Below are 414 nucleotides of genomic sequence, written 5' to 3'. Positions count from 1 at the left end.
GCTCTTGAAACTTACGAAGCTGGTAAAGCAGCTGAATTCGTAGGTGCTCAAGTTTCTGCAGCCTTGGCTGGATTGAGCGCTGACCAAGTAGCAGCAACAGTTATCGCTTACGAACCAATCTGGGCTATCGGTACTGGTAAATCAGCTAGCCAAGATGACGCTCAACACATGTGTAAAACTGTTCGTGACGTTGTCGCTAAAGATTTCGGTCAAGAAGTAGCTGATAAGGTTCGTATCCAATACGGTGGATCTGTTAAACCTGAAAACGTTGCTTCTTACATGGCTTGTCCAGATGTTGACGGTGCCCTCGTTGGTGGTGCTTCACTGCAAGCAGACAGCTTCTTGGCACTTTTGGACTTTGTAAAATAATCAATAAGCAAAAATAGTTAAATAAAAAATAGGTTAGAAGTTATT

1 protein-coding gene is annotated in these 414 nt (G+C 43.0%); it reads left to right on the top strand.

Features of this window, described 5'->3' with window-relative positions; translation table 11 throughout:
- The coding region (locus tag FH871_RS35025; protein ID WP_138995359.1) for a triose-phosphate isomerase at window positions 1-369 on the top strand (369 nt) is incomplete at its 5' end.
- Between the last annotated feature and the right edge of the window lie 45 nt (window positions 370-414).

The sequence above is a fragment of the Larkinella sp. C7 genome (assembly GCF_006149005.1).
Lineage (GTDB): Bacteria > Bacteroidota > Bacteroidia > Cytophagales > Spirosomataceae > Larkinella.
The sequence above is the reverse complement of the archived record's forward strand: the minus strand, read 5'-3'. Positions and strand labels throughout refer to the sequence as shown.